Consider the following 21,391-nt stretch of genomic DNA (forward strand, 5'->3'; position numbering starts at 1 on the left):
GATATTTTCTAATAGCTAAACAAGGATTTCATCATGGTGTTAAAATTTTTAAGAATATATTTCGTTAAATTTGATGATTAGTAATACTAAAATGATAACACATTTGGTTTTACAAGTAAAATGTCTCAAAATACAAAAACAAAAATGATGAAATTTAAAGTTCTTTTTTTACTAGCAACAATAAGCCTGTTGAGCTTTACTGCAAATGCCCAGCGTGGAGTAAGAATAGGTTATATAGATACAGAATACATTTTACAAAACGTACCTGAATACCAACAAGCCTCTTCGCAGTTAGATAAAAAGGTGAAAGATTGGAAATCTGAAATAGAAACAAAACTAAGAGCCATAGAACAAAAGAAAACAGAGCTTGATAATGAACGTGTCCTTTTAACTAAAGAATTATACGATGAGCGTTTTGAGGATATTTCTTTTGAAGAAGCTGAAATTTTAGATTATCAACAAAAGCGTTTTGGACCAGATGGAGATTTAATGATTCAAAAGCGTCAGTTAATAGAACCTATACAAGATCAAATTTTTGCAGCAGTACAAGATATCGCAGAAACTGGAAAGTATGATTTTGTATTTGATAAATCAGCAGATGTTGTGATGTTGTATTCTGCAGAACGTTATGATATTAGTGAGCGTGTACTGCAAACAATTACAAGAACATCTAAAAGATCACAAGCTAAAAATAAAAAAGAGCGCAAAGCATTAGAAGATGAAGCGGTTGTGCCAGTTGTAGGAGGAGGAGACAAGGATGCTCGTCAACAAGCATTAGAGGATCGTAAAGCTAAACGTGAAGAAGAATTGGCAGCTAAACGTGCAGAACGTGAGAAAGCAGCCGAGGATAGAAAAAAAGCACAAGAAGCATTACGCGACGCTAAAAAGAAAGAGGCAGAAGAGCGTCGTCAAAAGGCCATAGAGGCAAGAAATAATAAATCTGCTTCTACTTCTGATAAAGCGAAAGCTACAGCAAAAGATTCTACAGCAAGTGCGAGACCAATTGTAAAAACAGATAGTACAAAAGCTAAAGGTGCTGTTAAAAAAGACTCAATAAGCTCTAAAAAACCTAAAACAGCTGCGGAAATAGCAGAAGCACAACGCCTTAATAAAATAAAAGAAAGAGAAGCACGTCAGAAAGCTTTAGCAGATAGAAAAAATAAAATTTTAGAAGAACGTAAAAAAGCACGTGAAGAGCGAGAAAGACAAGTAAAAAGACTAGATTCTATCGCTAAATCCAAGAAAAACGGAGACAACTAGAAGTAAACAATTAATAATTTATAACACACAAATACAATTTAGAAAAATGAAACATTTAAAAACTTTATTATTTGCATCGGTACTTTTTATAGGAGCTACAAGTCTTACAGCTGCTCAAAGTCAAATTGCTCATATTAATAAGCAAGAATTAATTAAAGCGATGCCAGCTTATACTCAAGCACAAATGGATATTGAAAAGATGAGTAAAACTTATGAGACTGAAATTCAAAACTCACTTAAAGAGTTAGACAAAAAATTAAAACAATATACAGCAGAAGAGCCTACAAAGACTAATGAAGAGAACCAAGCACGTATGCAAGAGGTTGAAGGTATCAAGCAGAGTTTAGGAGAATACCAACAACAAGCTCAAAAAAGTTTACAAGAAAAAGAATTTAATCTTTTAAAGCCTATCGTTGAAAAAGCAGACAATGCGATTAAAGCTGTGGCTAAAGCACAAGGATTTCAATATGTTGTAGATTCTGCAATGCTAATTGTAGCAGATGGGAAAGATCTTATGGCAGATGTTAAAAAACAATTAGGAATGTAATCCTAATAAAAAATAAACATTTAGAAAGTCGCTTATTAATAAGCGACTTTTTATTTTTGTATACATGAGTAAAAAAAGCATTGGTATATTTGATTCGGGTATTGGAGGTACATCTATCTTCAAGGAGATTTATACGTTTTTACCAAATGAAAATTACATCTATTTAGCCGATAGTAAAAATGCACCTTACGGGAATAAAACAAGCCAAGACATTCTCAAGCTAAGTATTAAAAATACCGAATATCTTATAAGTAAAGGTTGTAAAATCATTATTGTGGCTTGTAATACTGCTACAACAAATGCCATTTCTTATCTAAGAAAAAACTACAGCATTCCTTTTATTGGTATAGAACCGGCAATAAAGCCAGCAGCTCTAAATACTAAAACTAAGGTCATAGGTATTTTAGCAACAAAAGGAACTTTAAGTAGTCAACTTTTTCACCAAACAACAGATTTATATACCAATGGTATAAAAGTTATTGAGCAAGTCGGTGAAGGTATTGTTCCATTAATAGAATCAGGAAACCTAAACTCTGTAGAAATGCAAATGCTTCTAGAGAGCTATTTAAAGCCTATGTTAGAGCAAAATATTGATTACTTGGTTCTAGGCTGCACACATTATCCGTACCTTATCCCTATGCTCTCTAAAATGCTTCCAGAGCACATAAAAATTATTGATTCGGGTTTGGCGGTAGCAAAACAGACACAAACAATTTTATCGGATAAAAACTTATTAAACAATTCTGAGTTAAATCCAACGATACAGTTATTTTCTAACGGTAATGTGGCAGTTTTAAATTCAATTTTAGATCAACAATTTAATGCGACTTATTTAGATTTTTAGTAAGGTTCTCTTTTTAAAGTATACTAATCTATTATGAAATTACTATTTGTTTATAATGCTAAATCAGGGGCGTTAAATGCATTGTTTGATGCAGGACATAAGCTTTTTAGTCCTTCAACCTATAAATGTAGTTTGTGTGCCTTGACACATGATGCATTTACAGAAAATACAATTTGGAAGAACTTTAGGTCAGAAAATCATTTTAAAATGGAATTTTATCATAAAGATGAGTTTGAAGCAAAATTTCCTAGTGTAAAAATGATGTATCCAACCATTCTTAAGTTAGAAGGTCATGAGCTAACAATGGTTTTAAATCCAGGTGTCTTAAAAGAGATTTCAAATGTTGAAGGCTTAATTGAACGCTTAAAACAAGAGGTTTAATATATATTAGGTGTTCAGCTTTTTAGACGCTCAAAATTACTCCTTAAACCAACTTGAATATTCTACATAGTTATTAGCGATTCTGTCAATTTCACCTGAAATTAATTCTTTGCTAATGTCCTTTACTTTTTTTGCTGGTACTCCAGCATAGATGCTTCCAGATTTTACAATGGTATTTTTAGTTAATACAGCACCTGCAGCGATAATACTATTGCTTTCAACAATACAATCGTCCATAATAATACTTCCCATACCAATAAGTACATTATCTTTTATAGTACAACCATGCACTATGGCATTATGACCTATAGATACATTATTACCAATGGTTGTTGGTGATTTTTTATATGTTGCATGAATCACTGCACCATCTTGTATATTTACCTTGTTGCCCATTTTTATAAAATGTACATCACCTCGAATTACGGCGTTAAACCATACGCTACATTCTTTTCCCATAGAAACTTCTCCAACAATAGTTGCATTTTCTGCTACGTAGCAATCTTTTGGAATTTGTGGATGTTTTCCTTTAACAGGTTTTATAATTGGCATAATTTAGTTTTATATTATAAGTTATAAAGGCTTTAAGATAAAATGAAAAATTAAGATATGCAGGATTTATTGCATAAAAAAAGAGCAGCATTATGCTACTCTTTAATATTATCTTATAGAAATATATATCTATATATCTTCAGCGTCTCTCAAACCTTGAATGTATTCAGCTTTCTGAATCTCTCTTCTTCTTTTTACAGAAGGTTTAGTGAAATAACGAGATTCTCTAAGGTTTTGCATAATTTGCACATTTCTGTGTTTACGCTTGTAACGCTTAAGTGCACGTTCTATATTTTCTCCTTCTTTGATTTCGATTTTAATCATTTATCGATATATTTTTGTTAACTAATTCTTGCAAATGGTCGGCAAATATATGCTAACTATTTGAAAATAAAAAATTAATTCAACGTTTTAGATATTTATTTTTAACCTAGGTATGTTTTTAAGATTTTACTCTTACTTGCATGTCTTAATCTTCTAATACCTTTTTCTCTGATTTGTCTTACACGTTCACGTGTTAAATCGTAAATACTTCCAATTTCTTCAAGGGTCATTGGTGGCTGATCTCCGATTCCAAAATTTAAACGAATCACATCACTTTCCTTTTGAGTTAGTGTTTCTAGAGCACGTTCAACTTCTGTATTTAAAGACTCTTTCATTAAATCTCTATCAGGTCTTGGTGATTCACCAGAACTTACGACATCATATAAACTAAATGTTTCTCCATCTTTTAATGGAGCATCCATTGAGAGGTGACGACCAGAGTTTTTCATAGATTGCTTTACTTCACGAACACTAATATCCAATTCGCGAGCAACTTCTTCTGCATTTGGTGGCCTTTGGTGAAGCTGTTCTAAATGAGAGAAAGCTTTATTAATCTTATTAATTGTGCCAATTTTATTTAATGGTAATCTTACAATACGCGATTGCTCTGCTAATGCTTGTAATATCGCTTGTCTAATCCACCATACAGCATAAGAAATAAATTTAAAACCTCTTGTTTCATCAAAACGCTTTGCGGCTTTTACTAAACCAGCATTACCTTCATTAATTAAATCTGGTAATTTTAAACCTTGATTTTGGTATTGTTTAGCAACTGAAACCACAAACCTAAGATTGGCTGTCGTTAGTTTGTCTAAAGCTGCTTGATCACCTTTTTTAATAAGCTGTGCTAATTCCACTTCTTCATCAGCAGTAATCAACGGAATTTTACTTATATCTTGTAAATATTTATCTAAAGATTTGTCTTCTCTGTTGGTAACCTGCTTGGTGATTTTTAACTGCCTCATATATCCTTTTAAAATTTAGTGAACCTTCAATGTAATCTAATAATTAAGAATTCCAAACAATTAGGTTATTATTAACAGGTTTTAACGAGAAATAGCTATTTTAACCGTTGAACGGTTAATTTTTGGTTGAATCTGTCGCTTTTTTGTTACTTGTTTTTTTCTTTCCGCCTAATAGTCCACCCAAAATATTACCTACTCCTTCTTTAACTTTGTCTTCAGTAGATGACTTTGTTGTATCTTCTTTTGTTGATGTAGAATCGGTTTTTGTAGGCGTTGAGTTTCCTCCTAAAAGGCCACCTAATAAATCTGTAACTTTATCTTTTCCTTTTCCTATTAATTTTTGTTTTTCAATTTCAATTAATTGATTGGTTAAGTTGGTAACGCCAGATGTTAAATCGGTTTTAATATTAGGGCTTGCAAATGTGCCACCAATACTAGCTGTTATTGGAACCGTTAGATTATTGACTTCATTGTCATTAATTTTTCCTATCAAACGATTGACTTCACTTCCTAAATATTTAGCTGGTACTTGTAAAACAGCACTGTAATTCATTGTATTTGAAAAGCTATGAGAACCAGATACTTCAATAGGAATGTCTTTATAATTAATAGTGAATGGTTTTACAGAAACCTGTCCGTTTTCAAAACTTAAATTCGTTTTAATGTCTTTTAAATCTAGTTTGTTAAAATCAATAAAATCTAATTTGCTATCTAAGCTTGTTAGTAAAGGACTGTTGCTTGTATCTACTTTATCTGTTAAAATTTCAGCCAAAGCATTACCAGACATTGTTGATAAATCTGGAGAGAAGCTTTCGTCTAAAAAACCGCTAACATCAATGGTAGAATTTAATTTTCCTTGCAATACATTAGCAATTGGTGCCAAGGCTTTTAGCATTTCTAAATCTTTAAATGATTGTGATATGTCAAAGTTTTGCATGCCTAATTTCATATCAAAACTTGGCTTTGCAGATTTAGTAGATACATTACCAGAAATTCCTAGTTGACCGTTAAAAATATCTGTGGTCATATTTTTTAAATTCGCATTTTGATCTTTAATTAATAGTTGCCCTTTTACGTTTTTTAGATTTAGATTGTCATAAATTACTGTTTTAGCATTGGCTGTAATAGTGCAATCTAAAAATGCAGGAATTTTAAGAGATTCTGTTTCAGAGGTTGTTTTATTAGAGGTTTCACTAGCTGTTTCATCTTCTACCATAAAATCTGAAATGGCAAACGTATTAGAATTAACATTAAAGTTACCTTCTAATTTTTTATCGCTTAAAAGAAAACCTAGTAAATTGGTAATAGTTCCTGTAGCTGAAAAATCACTCTGTCCCGTTAAAGCATCAAAACTATTTAAGCTTACAGTTCCTGGTTTAAACGTTAAATCTGCTTTATTGATTTGTATCGGATTTACAATGTCCTCAGAAGAAAATACAAAATTAGATAACGAAACGCTACCAACATTTTTAATGCGTTGGTAAGCATTTGTTTCAATGGCGTTCATATCAAAAGAAGTGCTGACATTTCCTTTTAAGATACCGCTAAGTTCATTCTCTAATTCAATAGGGTAAGCTTTAGTGATGTTTGCTAAATTTAAAACACCATCTAATTTGGCAGCAACGAACATGTTTTTTGTGAGGTTTTTAATAGAAGCTTCAGATTTAAATACATCTTCATCAATTTGAAAATTCAGTTTATTAATGTTTACAAATGTGTCGTCTACATTACCTGTTGTGTTTTTTACCGAAGCGTTAATCGCAATATTTCGGACGCTTTTTGGAAGATCAGGAAATTTGAATGATGCATTACTGGAATTTAAATTAATATCTAAGGTTGGTATTGTTTCTTCTGAAACTAATCCTTTAATAATTCCGTTTACGGTAAAATTCCCAGTAGTGATTACGTTTTCAATATCCTTAGCATAAGCTTTAGGAATAACAGCTAAAAAATCTTTGAAGGATGCTTCAGGGTTTTTAAACGTAATGTCAATTTGTTGTCCAGCTTCAACCAACTGCACAAAACCATCAAATTCTAAGGGTAAGGCATTGATGTAGGCTTTGTTTTCTTTGAAGGTGTATTTCTGTTGTTCTAAATCTAAATCGATGAGCGCGTCTAGCTTAATGCTATTATTGCTTAAGTATTCAGTGCTGTCCATAGCAAAGGTGACATTAGCTTCTGTGTTTGTGTCTAGTTCCGACTTGCCTCCAGAAAATATACCTGTTCCCTTATGGTTAATTTCTGTAAGGTAAAATGCCATATTAGATGTGTCATCAATATAGGTAAAAGCGCTATTGTTAAGTTCGTAGTTGTTAATATCAAAACTAAAACCGCTTGAAGCTTCGGTGTCTAAAGGTGCCGCTTCTGTTTCACTTTCCTTTACAATGTCATAATTTACAGCACCAGTTTTATTGGTTTTTAAAATAAGGAGTAGCTCGTTGGCTATTATTTCATTAACCTCTAGAGGTTCTTCCGTGCCTTTTAATAATTGCATAACTCCCATTTCAAAAGACAATGATTTTGCTGTAGCTAAGGTTTCTCCTTCAAAAGGAGCGCGGTTGGTGATTTTTAAATTGTCTACACTAATTTCGGCTTTAGGAAAACTACTGATAAGGCTTAGGCTAATATCGTCAAAAGTTAGTTCGGCATTTAAGTTTTCATCAGCATAGTTTTGAACAATGGTATCTATTTTAGACTCTAAGACAAAAGGTATTGCAATAAGAATCGCAATAAAAAGTAGTAAAATGATTCCGACAATTTTGAGGACTTTCTTCATAATTAGTATTTGTAAGTTTTAAATAGCTTCTTTAGTTATATACGCAAAATTCCGTATAAAAGTTGCTAATTTCGGTAAGTTTAAGAAGATTTTAATGTTTTGTTTAGCGGTTATAATAAATTTATTTCCTCATTTACCTTTAGCTTAAAACGCTTTTTGAATAAATAGACGCCTAAATATAAAAAAGGCGTGTCTAATAATGCGATTAACACTTTGAAAATAAATCCGCTAATGAGTAATCCTGGAAAATTTGCCCAATCTATAATGCCAAATGAACAGAGTAAAAACACAATAGTAAAGGTGTCTATAAATTGAGAAAACCATGTCGAGAAATTATTACGTAACCAAAGGTGTTTACCTTTGGTTAATCGTTTCCAAAAATGATAGATTTGAATATCTACAAACTGAGCAAATAAATAGGTCACCATACTAGCAAAAACAGCAAGCGACGTGTTCCCAAAGACTTTGTTAAACATGGTGTCATTAACATAAGACCAATTTGTAGCAGGTACACTTGACGCTGTATAGATAATTAATAAGGAAAATAGTGAAGCAAAAATACCAACCACCACAATGTCGTTAGCACGTTTTTTACCATAAATCTCACTAATTAAATCTGTAATTAAAAATGTAATGGGATAGGGTAAAATACCAACAGAAATCTCAAATAATTTAGAACCAAAAATCTCAACATCAAAAGGATGCCAATAAAAGAATTTTTGAAATATTAGGTTTGAAACGACGAGCGAAGTGATAAAAAGTCCTCCAAGTAAGAAGTAAATACGTTGGGCTAAAAGCTTGTCTTTTAATGACATTAAAAATGGTTAATAAATAGTTTAGGTAAAGCTAAAGTAATAAAATTTGTTTTAGTTATTTTGTTGCTTCGATGAAACCAACCAAAACCATCCATATAGCATTAGGGAGTAACAAAGGCAATAAATTGCAGTATTTGCAATCTGCTATTGATGCTATTTTTGAACGTATTGGTGCGGTTAAAAAGATATCTAAAGTATATAAAACGCCAGCTTTTGGTTTTGATGGTGACGATTTTTTTAATGCCTGTATTACGGTTGAAACAGAATTAAGGCCTAAGAGCGTCTTAAAATTATTACAAGAGATTGAGCTTAAGTTGGGTAGAGCTGCTAAAACTACCAGTGGTTATGAATCTCGCGAAATAGATTTAGATATTCTGTTTTTTGAAGACGAAATTCTTGAAGAAAAAAACTTAATCATTCCGCATCCACAATTACAACATCGTACATTTGTTTTACAGCCACTGCTTGATATCGCTAAAGATTTTAAGCATCCGGTTTTAAATACTTCAATCGAAGCATTATTAGGTCAGTGTGTAGATAATTCAGAGATAGAACACGTTAATATTTGGCTAAAGAATCCAAGGAAAGTTTACACCTTTAATAATTATAATTATTTAGCAATTGAAGGTAATATTGGAGCCGGAAAAACAAGTTTGGCTAATAAAATTTCTAAAGACTTTAATGCTAAACTAATATTAGAGCGTTTTGCTGATAATCCGTTTTTACCAAAATTCTACAAAGAGCCAGAACGTTATGCCTTTACCTTGGAAATGTCTTTTTTGGCAGACCGTTACCAACAAATTAGTGATGATTTATCGCAATTAGATTTGTTTAAGGATTTTATGGTTAGTGATTATGATGTAAATAAGTCGCTTATTTTCTCTAAGGTAACCTTGCCAGAAGATGAATTCCGTTTATATCGTAAACTGTTTTATCAAGTTTACAAAGATATTGCAAAGCCAGATTTGTACGTTTACTTATATCAAAATACCGAACGTTTACAGGCTAATATTAAAAAACGAGGCCGTAACTACGAAAAGGATATCAAAGACGATTATCTAGAAAAAATAAATACAGGTTATCTTGAGTTTTTAAAAAGTCAACCTGATATGAATGTGAAAATCATAGATGTTTCAGATAAGGATTTTGTTAAGCATCGTGCAGATTATTTGTGGTTGTTGGGAGAGATTAATGAGTCTTCTGTAAGCAGTAAGTAGTAGGCAGTTGGTTATGTTGTTCTTAGTTTTGTTTGGTGTGGAACGTCTTATAGTCTATAAAGCGTAGTCTTAATTATACCTTTATTGTTATCTAAAGTAATTTGTGAAAGTTTTTGTGCTTCAACAATTTTCAAATTAAAGGGAGCTTCCAGTAGATTAACACCACTATTTTTTTTAATCCTGATACCTTGTCCTGAAATAATATCTATGTTAGGTGTAAAATTTCCAACGGGTAAGTGTTCTGTCAGAATCAGATATTTATAATGTGAGAGTTTTTTAATGATTTTTTGAATTTCAGTATTAGATAAGTGTTGTAACACCTGTCTTAAAATAACACAGTCGGTTTTTGGTAATTCATCTTTAACAATATTAAGGCAATGAAATTCTAAATTTTCGGCTTTAAATAGGGTTTTGTTTCTTTCAATTAAATTTTCAACGATATCAATTCCAATATACTTTTTAGTATAATTAATGAGTTGCTTTCCAATATTAAAATCACCACAACCTAAATCGCAAACAGTAAGAGAATGGTTATGCGATTTTAAAAACGTAGAAACACTATGAAGGTAAGGTTCAACAATTTTAATGTTATGAGAGCCATCACCTGAGTAAAAATCAAAGTCTTTTCCACCCCAAAGATGCATATCATACACTTGTTGCATCGCATCTTTTGTGGGCCAAGGTGTTTTTCCGCTCTTTTTCATTGTTTGTCATTCCTGCGTAGGCAGGAATCTGTAAGTATTAGTTTAAAGTGGATTCCTGCTTGCGCAGGAATGACAGTGATGTTATATTCTAAGATTTTAATTTCGAAAACACATCCCAAATTACAACACCACAACTCACCGAAATATTTAAGGAGTGCTTGGTGCCATATTGCGGAATTTCAATCACCAGATCACTAGCGTCAACTACGTTTTGGTCAACACCTTTTACTTCATTACCAAATACAAAGGCGTATTTTTCATTAGGTTGAGGTTTAAAATCATTGAGCATCGTTGCGTTTTCGGCTTGTTCAATAGAACAGATGTTTATAGTTTCTGCTTTTAATTTTTCAATAACATCTAGAGTGTGTTCTGCATATGCCCAATCTACAGTTTCAGTACTTCCTAAAGCAGTTTTTCTAATGTCGTTATGCGGAGGCTGTGCGGTGATGCCACAGAGATAAATCTTTTCAATTAAAAAAGCATCACTAGTTCTAAATACCGAACCAATATTGTTAAGACTTCTAATATTATCTAAAATAATAATGATAGGTGTCTTTTCAGCGTTTTTAAATTCTGAAACGTCTAGTCGGTCTAATTCTTCGTTTTTTAGTTTTCTTTTCAACTGTACTTAATTTTTTTAATTAAATTTTGAAACACCCCCTAAAGTCCCCTCAAGGGGACAGTCTCACTGTTGCGGTTAAAAAAATCTGAAAGATATTTTTAACAATTGTCTCCTTGAGGGGTGTTTTTTTATTCTACGAGACCAATAAAGTTTTTAAAACCAGCTAGGTCAATTGGTACGCCGTTATCAACACTTGTAAATAACTTCTAGTTTTTGAGCTTCAATAAACTTCAAAATATAAGTAATTTAGCAAACTTGCAATTCTGAAATAATTCAGTACAAAAGTATAATTTAAAACGCGATTACCATTGGCTAAAAAGGCAAAAAAAGTAACACCATTAATGAAACAGTATAATGCCATCAAGATTAAATATCCTGATGCACTTTTACTGTTTAGAGTAGGCGATTTTTACGAAACTTTTGGTAGTGATGCTGTAAAAGCATCAAAGATTTTAGATATTATTTTAACCAAACGTGGTGCGGGTAGCGAAAGCGAAACAGAATTAGCTGGTTTTCCACATCATTCTTTAAATACGTATTTGCCAAAATTAGTTAAGGCAGGAGAGCGTGTTGCAATTTGTGATCAATTAGAAGACCCAAAACAAACCAAAACTATTGTAAAACGTGGTGTAACAGAATTGGTAACACCTGGTGTGGCTTTTAATGATGATATTCTACATTCGAAGTCTAATAACTTTTTAGCAGCAGTTTATTTTGAAAAACAATGTATAGGTATATCGTTTTTAGATATTTCAACGGGAGAGTTTTTAACCTCTCAAGGTAATGCGGAATACATTGATAAGCTACTTCAGAATTTTAATCCAAGTGAGGTTTTAATTTCAAAGCAAAGTCGAAAAGTATTTTCTGAAACCTTTGGAAACGATTTTCATACCTTTTATTTGGAAGATTGGGTGTTTCAAGCCGATTATGCCAATGAAACATTAACCAAACATTTTAATACGAAGACCTTAAAAGGATTTGGTATTGAAGATTTGTATGAAGGGATTATTGCTTCAGGAGTTGTACTTCATTATTTAAGTGAAACACGTCATAATAAGTTAGAGCATATTGCAACCATTTCTAGAATTGCAACAGATGACTATGTCTGGATGGATAAATTTACCATTAGAAATCTAGAGCTTTATAATTCTACTAATGCCAATGCCGTGACGTTAATCAATATTATTGATAAAACGATTTCGGCAATGGGAGGACGAACCTTAAAACGTTGGTTGGCATTGCCTTTAAAACATGCTGAAAAAATAAAGCAACGCCATGAAGTGGTGAAGTATTTGTTAGAAAATGAAACCGTACTTCAAGATATTCAAGGTCAAATAAAGCATATAGGAGATATTGAACGTCTTATTTCAAAAATAGCAACGACTAAAGTGAGTCCGCGGGAAGTGATTCAGCTTAAAAATTCTTTAGATGCTATTGTGCCTATTAAATCGGTTGCTGAAACTTGTGAGAACGAAGCTTTAAAGGTATTAGGAGATAATTTACATCGCTGCGATTTATTACGTGAAAAAATAAAGGAGACTTTAAACGAAGAGGCACCAGTAAACATTTTAAAAGGAAGTTCAATTGCTGCAGGTTTTTCTGAAGAATTAGATGAGCTGAGAGGTTTATCCCAATCAGGAAAAACCTATTTAGATAATATGCTGAAGCGCGAAAGTGAGCGTACAGGTATTACCTCTTTAAAAATAGCGTCAAACAATGTTTTTGGCTATTATATTGAAGTTAGAAATTCGCATAAAGATAAAGTTCCAGAAGAATGGATTCGTAAGCAAACCTTAGTGAATGCTGAACGTTACATTACAGAAGAACTTAAAGAATACGAGGCAAAGATTTTAGGAGCAGAAGAACGCATCTTGGCTATCGAGCAACAATTATTTGCCGATTTAGTAACGTGGATGCATCAATTTATTATTTCGGTGCAGCAAAATGCGCAACTTATTGGGCAATTAGATTGTTTATGTGGTTTTGCAAGTTTAGCTAAGTCTAATAAATATGTGTACCCACAAATTGATGACAGCTACGATTTAGAAATAAAAGACGGTCGTCATCCAGTTATTGAAAAACAATTGCCAATAGGTGAGCCATATATTGCTAATGATTTATTTTTAGATAGAGCGTCTCAGCAAATCATTATGATTACGGGTCCTAATATGTCGGGTAAATCTGCTATTTTAAGACAAACGGCTTTAATTGTGCTATTGGCGCAGATAGGAAGTTTTGTGCCAGCAGGCGAAGCTAGAATTGGTTTGGTAGATAAAATTTTTACGCGCGTAGGAGCTAGTGATAATATTTCAATGGGAGAATCTACCTTTATGGTAGAAATGAATGAGACGGCTTCTATTCTGAATAATATTTCGGATCGTAGTTTGGTGTTGTTAGATGAAATAGGAAGAGGAACAAGTACCTATGATGGTATTTCTATCGCTTGGGCTATTAGCGAATACTTACATGAGCATCCATCTAAGCCTAAAACACTTTTTGCAACGCATTATCACGAGTTAAATGAAATGACAGAAACGTTTGGTCGCATTAAAAATTTCAACGTTGCCGTAAAAGAATTAGAAGACAATGTGCTTTTTGTTAGAAAATTGGTTGAAGGAGGAAGCGAACATAGTTTTGGAATTCATGTGGCAAAAATGGCCGGAATGCCTCAACAAGTCATTAGACGTGCCAATAAAATTTTATCTAAATTAGAGAAGTCACACTCAAGTGAAGAGCTCACGGATAAGGTAAAAAGTATTAAAGACGATTTGCAATTAAGTTTCTTTAATCTCGATGATCCTCTTTTAGTGGAGATTAAGGATGAAATTTTGCATACAGATATTGATACATTAACACCTGTTGAAGCTTTAATGAAACTCAATGAAATTAAGCGAATGTTGCTAAAGAAAAAGCAAGCGTAAAAAAAAATAAAAAATTTTCAAAAAAGGCTTTGCATTTAGAATTTAAATTTTAAATTTGCATCCGCTTTTGAAGCGAAAAAGTTCATTTAAAAATTGCGAAAGTAGCTCAGGGGTAGAGCATCACCTTGCCAAGGTGGAGGTCGTGGGTTCAAATCCCATCTTTCGCTCTGATGATATAAAAATACCAATTTGATTACAGTCTGTAATCAAGATGCTGAAGTGGTGGAATTGGTAGACACGTTGGACTTAAAATCCAATGTCCATTAGGACGTACGGGTTCAAGTCCCGTCTTCAGTACAGATGAAAAGTCGAAACGAAAGTTTCGACTTTTTTTGTTTAAAAAAATAGCCAAAAACAATCTTGATTTGCCTCTATTGCAAAATAAATTTTGAAAAAGAGTATTTTGGTTATACCTTTTTCTTTTAAAATAGAACTATTTATGACAACACTCAAAGAATTAGCAGCACTTTTAAATATTTCCGTATCTACGGTTTCAAAGGCGTTAAATGATAGTCATGAAATTAGTGAAAAAACAAGAATACGTGTTAAGGAGTTAGCGACTAAACTTAATTATAAGCCCAATAGGATAGCGCAACAACTTAAAAACAATACATCCAAGACTATAGGTGTAATACTTCCAACGGTTACAAATCCTTTTTTTGCTGAAGTTTTGCATGGTATTGAAATGGCAGCTACAAATAATGATTATGATATCATTGTTTGTCTTTCTAATGAAACCTTACATAAAGAAAAACGAAGCTTAGATTTATTAGCTAATGGAAGTGTTGATGGGTTTATTATAGCTGTCGCAAGAGAGAGTCAAGTAAAGGAGCAAACAGATCATATAAAATCTGCAATAAAAAGTAAGCTTCCTGTTTTAATGTTTGATCGGGTGGTTAATAGTATTGAGTGTAATAAGGTAATTGTAGATGATTTTCAATCGGTATATGAAGCTACTAAGCATTTAATAGTTAACGAAAAACGTAAAAACATTCTTTTGGTTAGTAATATTGAAGAACTTAGTGTTGGTCAGCTCAGAATAAGTGGGTACTCAAAAGCTTTAGAGGATTATAAGTTAACACCTAATATTTTAAAGTTAGATAACGCCGTTGATATTGAGGTTGAAAAGAAAATATATGCATATTTAAAGGACAATACATCTATAGATGCTATTCTGTCTATAGATCATATTACTGGGATTGTAGCAATTAATATGGCTAAAAGATTGGGGAAAGAAATTCCAAAAGATTTATCTGTAGTGGGATTTGGTTATGACCACACCCAGTTATTATCAAGCCCTAAAATTTCAATTATTCATCAAAAAGCACATAAAATTGGAGAAATGTCTACTAAGTTGTTAATAGATAGCGTTAAAGATCAAACTCTTAAAACGCAGACTATTGTTGTTCCAAGCGAACTTAAATTAAGCGAGTCTACAAAGTAAATTTCAAAATAAGGCATAAAAAAAGCCTGATTTTTATCAGGCTCTTCTTATGGGTTTAAAAGGATATTAGTTTCCTTTAACTTTATCTGCAGCTTTGTTTACAGCATCAGTACCGGTCTTTTTAGCTTTGTCAACTGCGTTTGCACCAGCTTCTTTAGCACCATCAACGGCATCTTTAGCAGCATCTTTTGCGCTATCTACTGCATTACCTGCGGCATCTGTAGCGTTGTCTACTGCATCACCTGCAGCGTCTGTAGCATCGTTCACGCCATCTTCTATAGCATCACCGGCATCTTCTAAAGCGTCACCAGCATCATCAACAGCATCTTCAATTGCGTCACCAGCATCTTCTAATGCATCTCCTGTAGCGTCAGCAGCGTTTTCTACTGCGTCTTCAGCTTTATCAGCAGTTTCTCTACAAGATGTAAATGACAATCCTAATACAGCAACAAGTGCTAAACTTAATACAACTTTTTTCATTTTAATAGTTTTAGTGTTAATTTATGTTAATGCACGAAAATAGCAATTTAAGCGAATTAATAATATAATTTGCCGATTTTTTCGACGCGCATCTGTGCTATATACGTTTAGATTATTGGTTTTGGACTTTTTTTAGATAAATTTTTACAAATTTGTGTGACAGAACTCTTCCGTTAGTTGATATTTTAATAATTTTTTATTTGTACTTCTTTAAAATAGAATACCTTCAATGTTTTAGAGTTTAAGTCGTCAATAGGAAATGGCAGTTATTGTAAAATCTTTGATTTATAATTGAAACTTTATAATTTTAATGAAAACACAACTTTTTAACCGAATAAAGCTTACTTAATATTGAAATTAAATAAAGATACCGACCTTATATTGTGGGCACAGCTTAAAGATGGTGATATTGATGCTCTAGGAGGTTTGTACGACTTGTTTATTGATGAGTTATTTAGTTATGGTGTGCAATTTTGTGCAGATAAGACTGTCGTAATGGATAGTATTCACGATATGTTTTTAAATCTTTATAAGTACAGAAAAAATTTAGCCAATACAGATCAGGTAAAGTATTATTTATTTAGATCGTTAAAAAATCAAATTATAAGTGCTTTAAAAGGAGAGCTTTTAGATCAGGCTTTTGTGTTTAATGATGATGTGTATATCAATAAATATTCAAACTCTATTGAAGAAGAAATTATAGAAACAGAATTTAATAACGAGCAAACCTATAAATTATCTAAAGCTATAAATTCACTTAGTAAAAAACAACGTAAAGGCTTGTTTCTAAGATTTACAGAAGAACGTGATTACGAAGAGATTGCTCAAATTATGAATGTTTCCGTTCAAACTTCACGAACCTTAGTGTATAGAGCAATTAAAACGCTAAGAAAGAATATGTTAGTTGGGGTGTTTTGTCTTCTTAAAACATTTTTTTAAAATTTTTTATATTTTTTTGTCTATGGATTGTCTATTCTCTACTTATTAAGGTAAAGAAGCTCTAAATATTTATAAAATATTCAATGATAGCTTTAGCCTCAATAAGTCATACAAGAGAATGAAAGATAATAAATCTAATATCAATTTTAGTCAGATTTCTAAGGAAGAGAAATCTAAGTTAAAGCACAGAATAGAACGTTCTGTGTACACATATGCTCAAAAAAGACGTATAAAAAAGTATGCCTTTCGATTTGCAGCTGCGTCAATACTATTGCTAGTTTCTATAGGAATTTTTAATCATCAAAATCAAACGGATTCACCAATTGAAAGTTTCGTTAATTCTTCAACAAGTGATCATCAGACCAATGAAGTACAACTGATATTAAACGACAATAAAAACATTGAAATTACAGATGAAAATTTAGAAATAACCTATTCTAATAATGGTGAAAATGTAGCTATCGGAAAATCAAAATCTGTCAATCAAAAACTTGAAGAATCAAAAGAAATGGTCTTCAATACTCTAATTGTGCCTTATGGAAAACGCTCAGAAATTGTTTTGTCTGACGGCACTAAAGTGTGGATTAACTCTGGTTCTAAATTAATATTTCCTGCAACATTTTTAAAGGGAAATAGAGAGGTATACCTTGAAGGTGAAGCAATTTTTGATGTAACACATAATAAGCATCAACCTTTTATTGTAAAATCAAAAAATCAAGATATTGAAGTTTTAGGAACCGTTTTTAACGTGAGTAATTATGACGATGATGATGCTGTTTTTACCATACTTAAAAGCGGAAGTATAAATCTTCATTATAAGAATACTAATTTGTTGTATTCTCAAAGTGAATTAAAAATTACACCAAATACACTGGCTACCTATCATAAAGAAGCAAAAACGATTCATACTGAAACAGTAGGTGTCGAAACTTATTTTTCTTGGCGAGATGGTGTTTTTATCTTTAAAAATGATGCTTTAAAAACGATAATGAAAAAGCTGTCGCGTTATTACAATGTTGAAATTTCTATCACTGATAAAGACTTAGCGAACCAAACATTTTCGGGATATTTAGATGTGAATCAAGATTTAGAACATGTTATGCAAATCATTAAAGAAGCAGAATCTGCTCAATTCAATTATCAATTAACAACCAATAAAAAACTAATTATTAACTAAAAACCAAACGATTTGAAGTAAAAACCGAACCAAAAAAACTAGAAGATGCGCCAACATCCTCTAGCTAAAAAAATCAATACAACTGTATTAAACAGCAATATTAACCACTAAAACAAAATTATGAATAAAAACGAGAACCTTTATGCTTTGCGAAGCGTAAAATCTTTAAGATACAATTTGGTAAATATTATGAGAGTCTTTCTACTATTAATAACCATTGGTCTGAGTTCTGCTTTTGCAAATACTACAATTGCACAGACAAAAATAGATGTAAACGTAAAGAACGTAACGTTAGAGGAACTATTTAAGGATATACAGAGTAAAAGTGAATTTATATTTTTTTACAAAGACAATGTTCTAAAATATAATGTGACCTTAAATGTGAAAAATGCATCTGTTACTACCATTTTAGATTCAGCACTTAAAGGTACCAATCTTACTTATAAAGTAAACGACAGACAAATAGTTGTTAAGGAAAATCTTAGTAGCTTAGACCAAGGACGTCACATAAAAACAAACCAACAAGAAAAAACCATTACAGGTAAAGTTCTTGACGATACTGGTAATCCTTTAATGGGAGCTACAGTTCAAATCAAAGGCGCAAATATTGGTGTTGCTACAGATTTTGATGGCAATTTTAGCTTAACAGTTCCAGAAAACACAACATCTATTGTGATTTCGTATTTAGGTTTTGCTACTCAAGAAATTGATATTACCGATACAACCACAGTTGAGGTAAAAATGATAGCAGATAGTGCTGCTTTAGATGAGATTGTTATTATTGGCTATGGTTCAGAACAAAAATCATTATTAAGTGATGCCGTGTCTTCTATTAAATCCAGTTCAGTTAAGGATTTACCAATTCCTTCTGTAGATGGTCTTCTTCAAGGTCAGGCAGCAGGTGTACAAGTGCAACAAAATTCAGGAACACCAGGCGGAGAAATGTCAGTAAGAATTCGTGGATTAAGTTCAATTAGTGGCTCTAATCAACCACTTTATATTATTGATGGTATTCCTGTAACTTCAGGAGATTTTGGTCGTATTGGTTATTCTGGTCAAGGGGCAAGTGCGCTTTCAGATTTAAACCCAAGTGATATTGAATCTATAAGTGTTTTAAAAGATGCGTCTGCAACTGCTATATACGGAGCTAGAGGGTCTAATGGTATTGTATTAATTACTACAAAACGTGGTAAGGAACAAAAATCTGTAGTTAGTGTTAATGTATATTCTGGCGTGCAACAAGCATGGAATAAATTAGATATGCTAAACGCTAGAGAATGGATGGAATACAGAAATGATTTGGCTGGAACAACTGTTTTTACTCCAGAAGATATAGCTAATAACACTATAGATACCGATTGGCAAGACGTTATTTTTAGAACAGCTTCTATTAATAGTTATGAAGCTTCTGCAAGAGGAGGTTCCGAAAAAACACAATATTTTATTAGCGGAACATATTTAGAACAGGAAGGCATTTTAATAGGAACAGATTATCAACGTGTTAATGCACGTGTTAATGTCGATCATCAATTGTCAGATAAAGTTAAAATAGGAACAAGTATAGGTTTAACACATGCTAAAACAAATCGCGTTGAGAGCGATCAAACCTTACATGGTCCATTACCTAACGGAATCTCTACACCTGCCATTTATTCGGTTTATAATGAAGATGGTTCTTATAACCAAAGTGGACCTTATTCTAATGCCGTGTCAATTGCAAACGAAGCCATCAATCAAAATTTTTCATACAGAACGAACTCTAATGTGTATTTAGATTGGGATATTATTGAAGATTTAACTTTTACCACAAAATGGGGAGTAGATTTTTTAAATTTTAGAGAACATGCTTATGAATCTACAAAAACAGTTCAAGGAGCAAAGTATAATGGCTTAGGATTTGAAACGTATTCTAATGTATCTAACATTGTATCAAATAACCTTTTAAAATATAAAAAGAAATTTAATAAGCATAAATTAGAAGCTTTGGTTGGTTATTCATTTGAAAAATACCAATACAGATCGTCTTTTATTCGAGGTCAAGATTTTGCCGATGATAATTTAGAATATATTAGTTCGGCAGCAACAATTGTATCCGCTACAGCTAATGCGTCAGACGAAGGTATAAGATCGTATTTAGGGCGATTAAATTATAATTACGATGATAAATATATTGCTTCTATTACAGGTCGTTTTGATACTTCTACAAAATTTGGTGAGAATAACAGAACCGGATTTTTCCCAGCAGCTTCATTAGCGTGGAGAGTAATTCAAGAAGATTTTTTACAAGATCAAGATCTTGTTTCAGATTTAAAATTAAGAGTGAGTTATGGACTTACAGGAAACGATGATATTAGTCCGTTTTTATTTTCAGAGCTATACGGAAACACCTCTTATGACGGTCAGCCAGCAATTTACCCAAGCAATATTCCGAACCCAGATTTAAAATGGGAAAGTACAGCACAATTTAATGTTGGTATTAATGTAGGTTTGTTTGAAGATCGAATTACACTAACAGCCGATTACTACAACAAACAGACCAACGATTTATTATTAAGTAGACCTTTACCATCAAGTTCAGGGTTTTCTTCAATAACCGAAAATGTAGGTAAAGTAGAAAATAAAGGTATTGAGTTATCTATAGCAACACAAAATTTTATTGGAGAAGATTTTACATGGAATACGCAATTCAATATTTCAGGTAACAGAAATAAAGTGTTAGAACTTTATAACAATCAACCAATTGATGATATTGGTCGAGGTGGAAATAGAATTATGGAAGGGCAGCCTATTGGTATTTTCTATAGTTATAAGTCTTTAGGTGTAGATCCTTCAACAGGAGATATTGTTTATGCAGATACTAATTTTGATGGTGAGATTACTTCAGATGACAGAACCATTGTAGGTAATCCGCATCCCGATTTTATTTATGGTATAACCAATACATTCACTTATAAAGGTTTTGATGCTTCAATATTTTTACAAGGATCTTATGGAAACGATGTGTTTAATGGTTCTAGATTATTCTTAGAGTCTTTACAAGGTGGAGATAATCAAGTTGCAGATATAACAAGACGTTGGCAGCAACCAGGTGATATTACTGATATTCCTAGAGCAACAACAGACCCTATTGCATCTGCACAGAACAAACGTGTATCGTCTCGATTTATTGAAGACGGTTCTTATTTAAGAGTAAAAAACGTAACCATTGGATATACATTAGACAAAAGCATTATGGAAAAAACCATGTTTTCAAGCTTTCGAGTGTATTTAAGTGCACAAAACTTATTCACGTTTACCAATTATTCTGGCTTAGATCCAGAAGTGAATTATAGAGGTGATGATAACTCTGTTATAGGAACAGATTTCTTTACCTATCCACAAGCGCAAGTATTCACATTAGGTGTTAATTTAAAATTTTAAATC

The 21,391-nt window shown here is 32.3% G+C and carries 18 protein-coding genes and 2 tRNA genes; 12 read left to right on the forward strand and 8 right to left on the reverse strand.

The genetic code is table 11. The features are described 5' to 3' along the window. Window positions 1–144: 144 nt before the first annotated feature. The 4 genes from KO504_RS15490 to KO504_RS15505 all read left to right on the forward strand — a co-directional run bounded on the left by KO504_RS15490 (window position 145) and on the right by KO504_RS15505 (window position 3,032). Window positions 145–1,260, forward strand: coding sequence for an OmpH family outer membrane protein (locus KO504_RS15490; protein ID WP_252723717.1), 1,116 nt, complete (start codon window positions 145–147; stop codon window positions 1,258–1,260). 46 nt (window positions 1,261–1,306) lie between these two features. Next, window positions 1,307–1,807, forward strand: a complete 501-nt coding sequence (locus KO504_RS15495; protein ID WP_215928358.1) for an OmpH family outer membrane protein — start codon at window positions 1,307–1,309, stop codon at window positions 1,805–1,807. 64 nt (window positions 1,808–1,871) lie between these two features. Further along, window positions 1,872–2,651 (forward strand): glutamate racemase, encoded by a 780-nt coding sequence (gene murI, locus KO504_RS15500; protein ID WP_215928359.1) that lies wholly within the window; start codon window positions 1,872–1,874, stop codon window positions 2,649–2,651. 33 nt (window positions 2,652–2,684) lie between these two features. Continuing rightward, window positions 2,685–3,032, forward strand: a complete 348-nt coding sequence (locus KO504_RS15505; protein ID WP_215928361.1) for a GTPase — start codon at window positions 2,685–2,687, stop codon at window positions 3,030–3,032. Window positions 3,033–3,068: 36 nt separating this feature from the next. On the opposite strand, the gene KO504_RS15510 is transcribed toward KO504_RS15505, so the two are convergent. The 5 genes from KO504_RS15510 to KO504_RS15530 all read right to left on the reverse strand — a co-directional run bounded on the left by KO504_RS15510 (window position 3,069) and on the right by KO504_RS15530 (window position 8,464). After that, window positions 3,069–3,584, reverse strand: coding sequence for a gamma carbonic anhydrase family protein (locus KO504_RS15510; RefSeq protein ID WP_215928362.1), 516 nt, complete (start codon window positions 3,582–3,584; stop codon window positions 3,069–3,071). Between the two features lie 129 nt (window positions 3,585–3,713). Beyond that, window positions 3,714–3,908 carry a 30S ribosomal protein S21 gene (gene rpsU / locus KO504_RS15515; RefSeq protein ID WP_195871527.1) on the reverse strand — a complete coding sequence of 65 codons (195 nt, stop codon included), beginning with the start codon at window positions 3,906–3,908 and terminating at the stop codon, window positions 3,714–3,716. 101 nt (window positions 3,909–4,009) lie between these two features. After that, window positions 4,010–4,873 carry a sigma-70 family RNA polymerase sigma factor gene (locus KO504_RS15520; protein ID WP_215928363.1) on the reverse strand — a complete coding sequence of 288 codons (864 nt, stop codon included), beginning with the start codon at window positions 4,871–4,873 and terminating at the stop codon, window positions 4,010–4,012. A 115-nt stretch (window positions 4,874–4,988) separates the two neighbouring features. Then, window positions 4,989–7,649 (reverse strand): AsmA-like C-terminal region-containing protein, encoded by a 2,661-nt coding sequence (locus KO504_RS15525; RefSeq protein ID WP_215928364.1) that lies wholly within the window; start codon window positions 7,647–7,649, stop codon window positions 4,989–4,991. 110 nt (window positions 7,650–7,759) lie between these two features. Further along, window positions 7,760–8,464: a queuosine precursor transporter gene (locus KO504_RS15530; RefSeq protein ID WP_215928365.1), complete on the reverse strand. Its 705-nt coding sequence runs from the start codon at window positions 8,462–8,464 to the stop codon at window positions 7,760–7,762. 71 nt (window positions 8,465–8,535) lie between these two features. Between KO504_RS15530 and folK the strand changes: the two genes are divergently transcribed. Next, a complete protein-coding gene (gene folK, locus KO504_RS15535) occupies window positions 8,536–9,681 on the forward strand; it encodes a 2-amino-4-hydroxy-6-hydroxymethyldihydropteridine diphosphokinase (protein ID WP_215928366.1) in 1,146 nt (381 codons plus the stop codon). A 47-nt stretch (window positions 9,682–9,728) separates the two neighbouring features. On the opposite strand, the gene KO504_RS15540 is transcribed toward folK, so the two are convergent. Together KO504_RS15540 and KO504_RS15545 are read right to left on the reverse strand one after the other, a co-directional pair. After that, on the reverse strand, window positions 9,729–10,385 hold the full coding sequence (locus tag KO504_RS15540) for a class I SAM-dependent methyltransferase (RefSeq protein WP_215928367.1): 657 nt from the start codon (window positions 10,383–10,385) through the stop codon (window positions 9,729–9,731). An 88-nt stretch (window positions 10,386–10,473) separates the two neighbouring features. Then, window positions 10,474–11,007 carry an RNA methyltransferase gene (locus tag KO504_RS15545; protein ID WP_215928368.1) on the reverse strand — a complete coding sequence of 178 codons (534 nt, stop codon included), beginning with the start codon at window positions 11,005–11,007 and terminating at the stop codon, window positions 10,474–10,476. 308 nt (window positions 11,008–11,315) lie between these two features. On the opposite strand from KO504_RS15545, the gene mutS reads away from it, so the two are divergent. The 4 genes from mutS (at window position 11,316) to KO504_RS15565 (ending at window position 15,372) form a co-directional block, all read left to right on the forward strand. After that, window positions 11,316–13,928: a DNA mismatch repair protein MutS gene (mutS, locus tag KO504_RS15550; RefSeq protein ID WP_215928370.1), complete on the forward strand. Its 2,613-nt coding sequence runs from the start codon at window positions 11,316–11,318 to the stop codon at window positions 13,926–13,928. A 95-nt stretch (window positions 13,929–14,023) separates the two neighbouring features. Then, window positions 14,024–14,095, forward strand: a tRNA-Gly gene (locus tag KO504_RS15555). A 46-nt stretch (window positions 14,096–14,141) separates the two neighbouring features. Next, window positions 14,142–14,225, forward strand: a tRNA-Leu gene (locus tag KO504_RS15560). A 142-nt stretch (window positions 14,226–14,367) separates the two neighbouring features. Continuing rightward, window positions 14,368–15,372 carry a LacI family DNA-binding transcriptional regulator gene (locus tag KO504_RS15565; protein WP_215928372.1) on the forward strand — a complete coding sequence of 335 codons (1,005 nt, stop codon included), beginning with the start codon at window positions 14,368–14,370 and terminating at the stop codon, window positions 15,370–15,372. Between the two features lie 66 nt (window positions 15,373–15,438). Here the strand turns inward: KO504_RS15565 and KO504_RS15570 are convergent, their stop codons facing one another. Continuing rightward, on the reverse strand, window positions 15,439–15,852 hold the full coding sequence (locus KO504_RS15570; RefSeq protein ID WP_215928374.1) for a hypothetical protein: 414 nt from the start codon (window positions 15,850–15,852) through the stop codon (window positions 15,439–15,441). Between the two features lie 351 nt (window positions 15,853–16,203). On the opposite strand from KO504_RS15570, the gene KO504_RS15575 reads away from it, so the two are divergent. The 3 genes from KO504_RS15575 to KO504_RS15585 all read left to right on the forward strand — a co-directional run bounded on the left by KO504_RS15575 (window position 16,204) and on the right by KO504_RS15585 (window position 21,388). Next, window positions 16,204–16,791, forward strand: coding sequence for an RNA polymerase sigma factor (locus KO504_RS15575; RefSeq protein ID WP_215928376.1), 588 nt, complete (start codon window positions 16,204–16,206; stop codon window positions 16,789–16,791). A 118-nt stretch (window positions 16,792–16,909) separates the two neighbouring features. Next, complete coding sequence (locus KO504_RS15580) at window positions 16,910–17,968, forward strand: FecR family protein (RefSeq protein ID WP_215928377.1); 1,059 nt, start codon at window positions 16,910–16,912, stop codon at window positions 17,966–17,968. Window positions 17,969–18,088: 120 nt separating this feature from the next. Continuing rightward, complete coding sequence (locus KO504_RS15585) at window positions 18,089–21,388, forward strand: TonB-dependent receptor (protein ID WP_252723718.1); 3,300 nt, start codon at window positions 18,089–18,091, stop codon at window positions 21,386–21,388. The last annotated feature ends 3 nt before the right edge of the window (window positions 21,389–21,391 follow it).

The organism is Winogradskyella psychrotolerans (assembly GCF_018860565.1).
Classification (GTDB): Bacteria; Bacteroidota; Bacteroidia; order Flavobacteriales; family Flavobacteriaceae; genus Winogradskyella; species Winogradskyella damuponensis.

Coding starts and splice junctions, on each gene's coding strand:
- KO504_RS15490 (WP_252723717.1), top strand. CDS start 145: ATGATGAAATTTAAAGTTCTTTTTTTACTAGCAACAATAAGCCTGTTG.
- KO504_RS15495 (WP_215928358.1), top strand. CDS start 1,307: ATGAAACATTTAAAAACTTTATTATTTGCATCGGTACTTTTTATAGGA.
- murI (WP_215928359.1), top strand. CDS start 1,872: ATGAGTAAAAAAAGCATTGGTATATTTGATTCGGGTATTGGAGGTACA.
- KO504_RS15505 (WP_215928361.1), top strand. CDS start 2,685: ATGAAATTACTATTTGTTTATAATGCTAAATCAGGGGCGTTAAATGCA.
- KO504_RS15510 (WP_215928362.1), bottom strand. CDS start 3,584: ATGCCAATTATAAAACCTGTTAAAGGAAAACATCCACAAATTCCAAAA.
- rpsU (WP_195871527.1), bottom strand. CDS start 3,908: ATGATTAAAATCGAAATCAAAGAAGGAGAAAATATAGAACGTGCACTT.
- KO504_RS15520 (WP_215928363.1), bottom strand. CDS start 4,873: ATGAGGCAGTTAAAAATCACCAAGCAGGTTACCAACAGAGAAGACAAA.
- KO504_RS15525 (WP_215928364.1), bottom strand. CDS start 7,649: ATGAAGAAAGTCCTCAAAATTGTCGGAATCATTTTACTACTTTTTATT.
- KO504_RS15530 (WP_215928365.1), bottom strand. CDS start 8,464: ATGTCATTAAAAGACAAGCTTTTAGCCCAACGTATTTACTTCTTACTT.
- folK (WP_215928366.1), top strand. CDS start 8,536: ATGAAACCAACCAAAACCATCCATATAGCATTAGGGAGTAACAAAGGC.
- KO504_RS15540 (WP_215928367.1), bottom strand. CDS start 10,385: ATGAAAAAGAGCGGAAAAACACCTTGGCCCACAAAAGATGCGATGCAA.
- KO504_RS15565 (WP_215928372.1), top strand. CDS start 14,368: ATGACAACACTCAAAGAATTAGCAGCACTTTTAAATATTTCCGTATCT.
- KO504_RS15570 (WP_215928374.1), bottom strand. CDS start 15,852: ATGAAAAAAGTTGTATTAAGTTTAGCACTTGTTGCTGTATTAGGATTG.
- KO504_RS15580 (WP_215928377.1), top strand. CDS start 16,910: ATGAAAGATAATAAATCTAATATCAATTTTAGTCAGATTTCTAAGGAA.
- KO504_RS15585 (WP_252723718.1), top strand. CDS start 18,089: ATGAATAAAAACGAGAACCTTTATGCTTTGCGAAGCGTAAAATCTTTA.